The organism is Sediminibacterium ginsengisoli (genome assembly GCF_900167075.1).
In the GTDB taxonomy this organism is placed as follows: domain Bacteria; phylum Bacteroidota; class Bacteroidia; order Chitinophagales; family Chitinophagaceae; genus Sediminibacterium; species Sediminibacterium ginsengisoli.
Genome location: NZ_FUWH01000013.1, coordinates 102037 through 110323, shown reverse-complemented (window position 1 = coordinate 110323; position 8287 = coordinate 102037). Strand labels below are relative to the sequence as shown.

The window sequence follows — 8287 nt, the reverse complement described above, 5'->3', positions numbered from 1 at the left end:
GGATGCTTTTCTTTTGGAAATTTTGATTGATTGAAGCAAACAATAATGTTTCGTAGGCCGACTCCATCGTTCTGAGGCTATTGTCCTTATGACTAATCAAACAGTGAAGTAACAATTTGAAAATAACCTCGGCCTGTAACTTCTTCGAAAAGATATCAACTTCCGTCTCTGCAGCCAGCTCTACCAGCATATCCGAAGGAATTAACGACAAAACTTTATCAAGGAACATTCTTCCTTAACGTCTTTTACGCAATTTATTGTCTAATAGCAATAATTTATCTTTCGAACACCTGTGGTCGCCTGACCAACAACAGTTCATAAATTTAATTGTGGGTGTGAGCTGTTTGTATGATATTCAAATACCGGATACCAACCTGTTTACGTTTACCTATCGCAATCAGTATACCAGCTATCACAACCAGAGGCAAAACTGAAATCTGATCAATATACTCTGTGTGGTTTTCAAAATCGGTAACAGAGAAAACACCGATCGGGCTTTCCGGAATACTCCAGAGCAGATCCCATGCAAAATGAAAAGCCACAGGCGCCCAGATAGACCTGGTGATGAGATAGAGATAAAGCAGGATATAAGCCAGCAATATAATTATCACAAACCACCACAGTGATTTTGTATCCATAAATGCCGTGGCATGCAACCCGGCAAACAGCACCGCAGTGATCATCCCGGCGATGACTATGCAGGCCCGGTGTTTCAGTAAAGTGTTAAAGATAAAACCTCTGAAAACAGCTTCTTCCCAGATACCGGTTGCCAGGTTAGTTGCTATGAGCTGGAAGATGATTGCAGGCCTTACCTGTAAGGATCCCGTAAATAATACCGGAATGCCTGATAAACAAGCCATCACCAGTATTGCAGTAACGCTGATACACGCAAGCCCTATTCCTGTTATCAACGACCAGGTTAATCTCCTTGTGGTAAAGCCATATTGTTGCGTTGACAGGTGATTGATCTTTTTATTCGCGATCCATAAAAGTGCAGGCATAAAAGAAGCAAATACCAGGTTCATCATACCTGATAAAAGCGGAGTCTCTTCCAGTGTGGAATTGATGGCGTCAAATCCCGAAGTCAATATAAAAGCGATGAATAAAGATGCCAGTATTGTAAAAGCAGCATTTAACCAGTTTTTCATGATGCCGGGTATCGTTTGGTGATGAAGATATCCGAATGCTGATCACGGCATTCATATAGGTTGCGATAATTTTGTTAAACCGGTAAAAACTTATTTAGCAGGAATTTATGGAGGAGGCCCTGCTCAGGTCGGGCAATATTGCGCATGTATCTTTCATTACAGCAGAAGCATTATAAACCATTATTGCCCATAATATTCAGCTTATAATAGCGGGCAAATGACCGCAGTATTTCATCACGAAATTTATCACCCTGGTCAGCATTCGTTAGAATCACTATTCCGAGCCTGCGTTTGTATAAATTCAAAAAGACGCTGTTGTAGCCTCTGTTCTTTCCGCCATGATAGAAGTACACATCGTTCCCTTTACCTCCTGCACCCAGGCCTAAACCATAAGTGCCCGTAGTAGTGAGCATGGCTTTTACCATGGAATGGGTGATGATGCTGTTGGGTGTTCCTTCATATGCCTGCTGCAGCGTTATACAAAACCTGGCAAGATCGGCGCCGGTTGTCCACAGGCCTGCAGGTGCCGATTCTGGCATCAGGTAATAACCACCGGGATAGGGTTCTCCCTTGTCTGTATGTGCCAGGCTTATATTGGTTTCAGGAGCATACTCAAAGGTACTGCTGGTCATTCCCAGCGGATCCAGGATTTCCTTTCGTACATACTCACCGAAACTGATGCCTGTGATATCTTCCACTAATTGCTGCAGGATCATATAGCCACCGCCTGAATACATGTATTTTTTTCCGGGTACTTCTGTTACATTCACTGCAGGCGTATTGCCTTTGCCATTAAGGATCGCTTCAGGAAAAGGAATGCTGCTGCCTTTCCTGTAGCCTCCGAAGCCGCTGACATTGATCCCTGCCGTATGACTGAGTAGTCGTCTGATCGTAACCTTTTCATTTTTAGTAAAACGATTTTCCGGCACCTTCCAGCTTTTGAGGTAGTCGTTAACATTCCGGTCAAGGTCCAGCTGGTAATGCTCCGCTGTATGCAATACGGCAACTGCAGTCACGGACTTGCTTACAGAAGCTGCCTGGAACCTTGTTGAAGTATCGAGCGCTGTTTTTGCAGTACTGCTGGAAAAGCCGTATACCTGATGCGATAAGATCTTTCCCTGTTCAAAAATGGTGACACTTGTACCCGGAACCTTGTAAAATTCCATTCGTTCAGCAATTGTGTACCTGGACGAATCGCCGGCAGATCCTTTTGCAAGAACCCCCAGGTCTATGAACTGTGCGTTCAACGTGGTGGTACACACCAGGAGAATAATAACAAATAGAAATGATCTGTTAGTGAATAACATGTTTCCAAAAATACTCACATATTTGGCAGATGTGGCGTTTTCTTTTTTGCCGTGTGTTGCCTGACCAGAATTGTCCGAAGTCCCTTGAAATTCTCTTTGAGCCAGGTCTTCGACTGGCACCGAAGCCAAAGAGACGTCTTTGCAAAGACTGGAAGTTCTTTTGTTAAGGTTAGTGCTACTTAGTTGATTGGTCTTCGCTGACGTCTCCCGGAGGGGACTCAGCGAGCACGATTCTGCTATTTCTAAAGCTGATCATAACTTGTAGCCTCCATGAGGGTACTGACATCCATGTCGCTCGGGCCGCTGGCTCGTAGTCTGATCAATCATTTATGTGCAATTGTTTTTGTACATTGAATAAATAAACCCTATGATAGTTTCCACGATCAGAGAGCATATCGACAGCCTTCCGGAACCCCGGAGAACTGAAATGAATACATTGCACGCATTCATCAAAAAGCTGTTCCCCAAAACAAAACTCTGGTTCGATGAAGGAAAAGATGCATCCGGAAAGGTTGTCACCAATCCTACGATCGGGTATGGCTTGCAAACCATCCGTTATACAAACGGGAAAACGAGAGACTATTTCCAGATCGGTATCAGGGCCAATACAAGCGGGATCTCTGTTTATATTCTCGGACTTGCAGACAAAACCTATCTGGCAAACACCTATGGAAAGAAAATCGGTAAAGCAAAGGTGACGGGTTATTGCATCAAATTCAAAACAACCGCAGACATCGATCTGAAAATTTTAGGTGAAGCTATACAATATGGTGTAAAGGCAACTGCAATATCATAGTGTAATTCTATTTCTGTGTCCGGTATTCGCCTTCACCTTTCTTGTCCCAGAAGCATACGCGCTGTGCTTCAACTTTCAGGAGGCAGATGCCCGGTGTTTCGATACCTTTCGGGAACCAGCGGTTGAGTTCATCCAGCCAGTGTTCTTCCATCATGGCTTTATCACGCACGATGCTCGCTTTCCCATAACACTCGATCATCAGCATGCCATCGCCCTGGAAAATCAAACTCACACCTGCATTCTTTTTCACCTGCCGCACTTTATTACTGTTGAGATAAGTAAAGAACCAGGAAGTGCCGTTGTAGGTAACCTGGCCGTTATTGCTCATAGGTCGTGCATGCAGCGTATTCCTTCCATCCTGCGTGATCAGCATGCAGAAATCGAGGTTCTTCATTTTTGATGCAATGGTCTTCAGTGATGCTTTTTTCATGGGATCAATTTTAGGTGAGGAAAGAAAAATCCCTGCCGGATGCTTTGTTGAAGAAATGTTCTGCAATCCTTTCAGCTCTTTCAACAACCATTGAAGATCTCCGTTCAACCATGGCAACTGCTCCCCAAAATTGTTGCTGGCATACTTTTTTTCAGCTGACAGGTATGATACTACAACTCAATCCTTCAATCCTCGTAGAAACACCACTCGGCCGCGGTATGGCCTTATTCATAATCGATTATGGTATGCACCAGAATACCTGCTGGGTAGTAGCCATGGAAGAGTCGGGTATTGTGAAGCATTTTGATTGTAATGATATTATCCTTTCAACGAATTATACTTATAGGTTGAATTTGAAGCATAATACGAATTGTAGGAAGGAGGAAGAGCAGAAATTACAGGCATCGTGATGGATGGCGACCGAATTGTAAAACTGTCGATGAATCTTTTCGGGTGGTGATTTTGGATGAGGTGAAAACTACATTATACCTTCGCCAAAAAAATGCTATGAATTGGATGTAGGGTAATTTCTTTAGCGTCAGCTCAGCATAACTTCTATTTAGATTAGTCGCTTGTAAAACTGAAGAACTCAAAAATAACCTTCTCCGTACTTTATATGCAAATGCATTGCGAAGGATGTTTTGCGAATATTACATTTTTTGCTCTGAAATAGATTTTATTAAATAATCGCCAGAGAACTCAATTTTAATCTGAAGCGTATAATTTTTCCAGTCATCACCCTTCTTCCGTTTGATTTTATACATGTGTTGGTACAAAGCGAAATAATTCCCGTTTTCCATTTTTTGAATTTTTAACGAAGAGTAATCCGGAGTATTTTTATGAAATGGCCAGCGATTATAATAATTGACGCAATCTTGCATAATCTGCTTGCGGGTAAAATTTGATTTTTCATAATATTCGTCAACAGGGTCAGAAAATAAAGCAGAAACTGCTTGGTAATTATTCTGATCATCCAATGCATAATATTGTTTGATTAATGCTGTGATCCGTTGCTGTGCATTGCGATCATCTCTTTCCTTGATGAAATCAACGGTCTTGATAATAAAAGAACAGATGACAGTTATCGCACTGATTATTCCCGCAATTTTGATTATCCATCCGGTGCTTGATTTCCAAAAGGATTTTTTTTGATTTTGTTCTGACATGTGAAAAATATTAATTCTATTGAGTTGATGTTTTGCGTAGGATATTGGAGGTTGTTGGATAAACCCACAAAAATAAATTCTTCTATTAGGGGGATAGTAAAATAGAGAATCTAAAATTGTAAAGCAAGTGAAATAAATATTCTTTAATTATTATCTATTAACAGAATAGTATAGGAATGGTCATCAGAAAACTGAAGAATTTGGAATACTGGGTGGCCAATGTGAGAATATATAAGATGATAACTAATAAGAAGGGAACCCCAGTTTTTGTAAGAACGTAATAAATATACCAGTCTTTGAAAGACGAAGCCCAGCCGCCTGAGCGACCCGGACCAATGAATTTGAAGTGGTTAAAGATCGAGTGTCTTCCGGACACCTGTGGTCGCTGAACCAACAATCAAGATTTACAATCAAATCCCTCAAATAAAAAAAGCGAAAGACTTTCATCTTCCGCTTTTCGTTGCCCGACCTGGATTCGAACCAAGACAAACTGAACCAAAATCAGTTGTACTACCCTTATACTATCGGGCAATCCGACCATCCTTTATCAGAATGGGCTGCAAAAATAAGGTTCGGATACAATCGCGCCAAAAAATTTTATGTTCCGGGGCGATTTTTTTTCCCGAGTACTGAAGAACCCATGCAAAAATACAGCGCTTCGTATATTGCTGCTGCTAAATCGCTTCCCATGACCAAACTCGTTCTCTTTGCCGCTTTTATCGGCTGCCTGTTACTGATGTCGTTCAGCTATGATCAAAAGAAAAAAGTATTGTTTTTCGGTGATTCTATTACCGCGGCAGGCGTGCAGCCCGGCGGTTATATCAAAATGATCGATTCGCTCATCCGGCAGGAAGGGAAGGAGAACCGCTACGAGACCATCGGCGCGGGCATCGGCGGCAATAAAGTCTATGACCTCTACCTGCGCATGGAAGACGATGTGCTCAAAAAAGAACCCGATATCGTGGTCATCTATATTGGCGTTAACGATGTATGGCATAAATCCAGCTCGGGCACCGGTACCGACCTTGTTAAATTCGGCAAATTCTACGAAGCGATCGTGGCTAAACTCCAGGCTAAAGATATCAAAGTGATCCTCTGCACACCTGCCGTGATCGGGGAACGCACCGATTACTCCAACATGCAGGACGGCGATCTGAACCTCTACAGCAACTGGATCAGGCAGTTCTCCCGCCAGAAAGAATTACCGCTGGTAGACCTCCGCACGCTCTTCCATGATTATGATGCGAAGAATAACCCTGAAAACAAAGAATCAGGAATATTGACCACCGATCGTGTACACCTCAACCGCGCCGGTAACTGGCTGGTAGCCGAAAATATGTGGAATGCGATCAAAACCATCAAATAAGACCACAGCACCTGTTGCATTTTCTCTACGGTATAGCCGGGTATGGTGATTGCTCTTTAAAAGCGAACCATAAACAGAATACCATGAAAAATATCCTGATCGCTGCCGGTATTACCGGCGCAGCTGCAGCCGGTGTGCTGCTCTACCTGAGAAATCGTAACAAAACCGCCAAAACCATGCATAACCTGGCCGATGCAGCCGGCGATGCACACGAAGGCGTTAGAAAATTCTTCCGCAAAGCCAATCGCGAAGCACGTGCCGAAGTGGGTGCGGCAGCAATGGGTTAGTAGCCGGAATAAAAACGGGGCACTGATTCAGCGCCCCGTTTTATTTTGTATTCGTTCCAACTCAGATCACTTTCACCAGTTGGTAATTCTTTTTGCCTTTTTGCAGGAGGAGGTATTTATCCTGCAGCAGATCCGCCGTAGTTACAGTTGTTTTATCCGCATCCGCTTTCACCTTGTTAATACTTACTCCGCCCGACTGCCACATTTTACGCGCTTCGCCTTTACTCGGGAAGAGAGTGGTATCCGCAAGCAGGCTCACCAGGTCATAACCTTCCGCCAGTTTATTCCGCTCGATCTCAGCCGAAGGAACGCCTTCCATTACCTGCAATAACTGGGTTTCATTCAGGTTTTGCAGTGCATCCGCCGTATCATTACTGAACAGGATCTCGGATGCTTTCACCGCAAAATCATAATCGGCGCGGCTGTGCACCAGTACGGTCAGTTCCTCCGCCAGTCTTTTCTGCAGAATACGGGTATGCGGTGCAGCTGCATGTTCGCTGATCAGCGCTTCGATCTCCGCAACTGACAGCAACGTGAATATTTTGATCCATTTAGTAGCATCATCATCGCTGGCATTCAGCCAGAACTGGTAGAACTGGTAAGGGGAGGTTTTCTCCGGATCCAGCCATACATTCCCTTTTTCCGTCTTGCCGAATTTGCCGCCATCTGCCTTACGGATCAGCGGACAGGTAAATGCAAACGCTTCACCACCTGCTTTACGCCTGATCATTTCCGTACCGGTGGTAATATTGCCCCACTGGTCACTTCCGCCCATCTGGAGTTTACAGTTTTTGTTCTGGTACAGCCAGTAAAAATCATAACCCTGGATCAGCTGGTAGGTGAATTCTGTAAAGCTCATGCCGGTTTCACCTTCGAGCCTTTTTTTCACGCTGTCTTTCGCCATCATATAATTCACCGTGATATGCTTACCCGCATCACGGATAAAATCGAGGAAGCTGATGTTTTTGAACCAGTCGTAATTGTTCACCATTTCGGCAGCGTTGGGCTTGCTGGCGTCGAAGTCGAGAAAGCGTTCCAGTTGCTTTTTTACACCAGCCTGGTTATGCTGCAGCACTTCCATGCTCAGCAGGTTGCGTTCTTCGCTCTTGCCTGTCGGGTCGCCGATCATGCCTGTAGCGCCGCCCACCAGAGCAAAAGGCTTGTGGCCCCTGCGTTGCAGGTGTACCAGAAGGAGTATCGGAACCAGGCTGCCAATATGCAGGCTGTCTGATGTAGGATCGAACCCGATATAGCCGGATACCATTTCTTTTTCCAATAATTCTTCTGTTCCGGGCATGATATCCTGGATCATGCCTCGCCACTTTAATTCTTCTATCAGGTTCATCGCAATTCAATATTTACAGCAAAAGTAATGGGAATGGGGGATAGTTGTCTATTTTTGCACGCATGAGAATAGTAGGCGACGGAACAAGGGCACTCAATTTTTTTATAGACACGCTCCTGGTCTTTTTACTGGCATATGCCGGGTTCAAAACCTGGAATTTCTACGTAATGTACTGGGGCTACCCGGCCTATAATTTCGGGTGGTTCTTTTTCGGGATCCTGTTTGTTTACTATACTTTTTTCGAACTGGTCTTTGGTCGTACGCCCGCAAAATGGTTTACCTACTCGAAAGTGGTAACGGCGAAAGGAAGCAGGCCTGCCCTATGGCAGATCCTGGTGCGCAGCCTGGTAAGACTGACTATCGTGGATATGTTCTTCATTCCCTTTTTCGGCAAACCGCTGCACGACAAGCTCAGCGGCACCGTACTGATCGAGATCTGATT

Annotated in this window: 11 protein-coding genes and 1 tRNA gene; 5 read left to right on the top strand and 7 right to left on the bottom strand. The window is 44.2% G+C overall.

Annotated elements, in window-relative coordinates:
* The 3 genes from B5D42_RS18030 to B5D42_RS16850 all read right to left on the bottom strand — a co-directional run.
* A partial coding sequence (locus B5D42_RS18030) for a hypothetical protein (protein ID WP_217698852.1) occupies positions 1 to 190 on the bottom strand: 190 nt, incomplete at its 3' end.
* A gap of 133 nt (positions 191 to 323) precedes the next feature.
* On the bottom strand, positions 324 to 1148 hold the full coding sequence (locus tag B5D42_RS16855) for a CPBP family intramembrane glutamic endopeptidase (protein ID WP_078832706.1): 825 nt from the start codon (positions 1146 to 1148) through the stop codon (positions 324 to 326).
* A 170-nt stretch (positions 1149 to 1318) separates the two neighbouring features.
* Entirely contained in the window at positions 1319 to 2455 is a 1137-nt protein-coding gene (locus tag B5D42_RS16850; RefSeq protein WP_139367219.1) for a serine hydrolase domain-containing protein, read from the bottom strand.
* Positions 2456 to 2822: 367 nt separating this feature from the next.
* Between B5D42_RS16850 and B5D42_RS16845 the strand changes: the two genes are divergently transcribed.
* Positions 2823 to 3251 (top strand): DUF1801 domain-containing protein, encoded by a 429-nt coding sequence (locus tag B5D42_RS16845; protein ID WP_078832704.1) that lies wholly within the window; start codon positions 2823 to 2825, stop codon positions 3249 to 3251.
* 7 nt (positions 3252 to 3258) lie between these two features.
* Here the strand turns inward: B5D42_RS16845 and B5D42_RS16840 are convergent, their stop codons facing one another.
* Positions 3259 to 3681, bottom strand: coding sequence for a pyridoxamine 5'-phosphate oxidase family protein (locus B5D42_RS16840; protein ID WP_139367218.1), 423 nt, complete (start codon positions 3679 to 3681; stop codon positions 3259 to 3261).
* Positions 3682 to 3845: 164 nt separating this feature from the next.
* On the opposite strand from B5D42_RS16840, the gene B5D42_RS16835 reads away from it, so the two are divergent.
* The gene (locus tag B5D42_RS16835; RefSeq protein ID WP_078832715.1) at positions 3846 to 4091 is read left to right on the top strand and encodes a hypothetical protein; all 246 of its coding nucleotides are present in this window, start codon (positions 3846 to 3848) and stop codon (positions 4089 to 4091) included.
* A gap of 240 nt (positions 4092 to 4331) precedes the next feature.
* Here B5D42_RS16835 and B5D42_RS16830 read toward each other — a convergent pair whose 3' ends face one another.
* Positions 4332 to 4847 carry a hypothetical protein gene (locus B5D42_RS16830; protein ID WP_078832702.1) on the bottom strand — a complete coding sequence of 172 codons (516 nt, stop codon included), beginning with the start codon at positions 4845 to 4847 and terminating at the stop codon, positions 4332 to 4334.
* Positions 4848 to 5307: 460 nt separating this feature from the next.
* Positions 5308 to 5378 (bottom strand) — tRNA-Gln (locus tag B5D42_RS16825).
* A 157-nt stretch (positions 5379 to 5535) separates the two neighbouring features.
* Here B5D42_RS16825 and B5D42_RS16820 point away from each other — a divergent pair.
* The gene (locus B5D42_RS16820) at positions 5536 to 6213 is read left to right on the top strand and encodes an SGNH/GDSL hydrolase family protein (RefSeq protein WP_078832714.1); all 678 of its coding nucleotides are present in this window, start codon (positions 5536 to 5538) and stop codon (positions 6211 to 6213) included.
* Between the two features lie 83 nt (positions 6214 to 6296).
* A complete protein-coding gene (locus B5D42_RS16815; RefSeq protein WP_139367217.1) occupies positions 6297 to 6500 on the top strand; it encodes a hypothetical protein in 204 nt (67 codons plus the stop codon).
* Between the two features lie 61 nt (positions 6501 to 6561).
* Here the strand turns inward: B5D42_RS16815 and tyrS are convergent, their stop codons facing one another.
* Complete coding sequence (gene tyrS, locus B5D42_RS16810) at positions 6562 to 7845, bottom strand: tyrosine--tRNA ligase (protein WP_078832700.1); 1284 nt, start codon at positions 7843 to 7845, stop codon at positions 6562 to 6564.
* A 62-nt stretch (positions 7846 to 7907) separates the two neighbouring features.
* Here tyrS and B5D42_RS16805 point away from each other — a divergent pair, with 62 nt between their 5' ends.
* The gene (locus tag B5D42_RS16805) at positions 7908 to 8285 is read left to right on the top strand and encodes an RDD family protein (RefSeq protein WP_078832699.1); all 378 of its coding nucleotides are present in this window, start codon (positions 7908 to 7910) and stop codon (positions 8283 to 8285) included.
* Positions 8286 to 8287 lie beyond the last annotated feature (2 nt).

What these genes read in the sequence shown, in the direction of transcription:
- B5D42_RS16855 (WP_078832706.1), bottom strand. Translation starts at nt 1,148, where the DNA reads ATGAAAAACTGGTTAAATGCTGCTTTTACAATACTGGCATCTTTATTC.
- B5D42_RS16845 (WP_078832704.1), top strand. Translation starts at nt 2,823, where the DNA reads ATGATAGTTTCCACGATCAGAGAGCATATCGACAGCCTTCCGGAACCC.
- tyrS (WP_078832700.1), bottom strand. Translation starts at nt 7,845, where the DNA reads ATGAACCTGATAGAAGAATTAAAGTGGCGAGGCATGATCCAGGATATC.
- B5D42_RS16830 (WP_078832702.1), bottom strand. Translation starts at nt 4,847, where the DNA reads ATGTCAGAACAAAATCAAAAAAAATCCTTTTGGAAATCAAGCACCGGA.
- B5D42_RS16835 (WP_078832715.1), top strand. Translation starts at nt 3,846, where the DNA reads ATGATACTACAACTCAATCCTTCAATCCTCGTAGAAACACCACTCGGC.
- B5D42_RS16815 (WP_139367217.1), top strand. Translation starts at nt 6,297, where the DNA reads ATGAAAAATATCCTGATCGCTGCCGGTATTACCGGCGCAGCTGCAGCC.
- B5D42_RS16805 (WP_078832699.1), top strand. Translation starts at nt 7,908, where the DNA reads ATGAGAATAGTAGGCGACGGAACAAGGGCACTCAATTTTTTTATAGAC.
- B5D42_RS16820 (WP_078832714.1), top strand. Translation starts at nt 5,536, where the DNA reads ATGACCAAACTCGTTCTCTTTGCCGCTTTTATCGGCTGCCTGTTACTG.
- B5D42_RS16850 (WP_139367219.1), bottom strand. Translation starts at nt 2,455, where the DNA reads ATGTTATTCACTAACAGATCATTTCTATTTGTTATTATTCTCCTGGTG.
- B5D42_RS16840 (WP_139367218.1), bottom strand. Translation starts at nt 3,681, where the DNA reads ATGAAAAAAGCATCACTGAAGACCATTGCATCAAAAATGAAGAACCTC.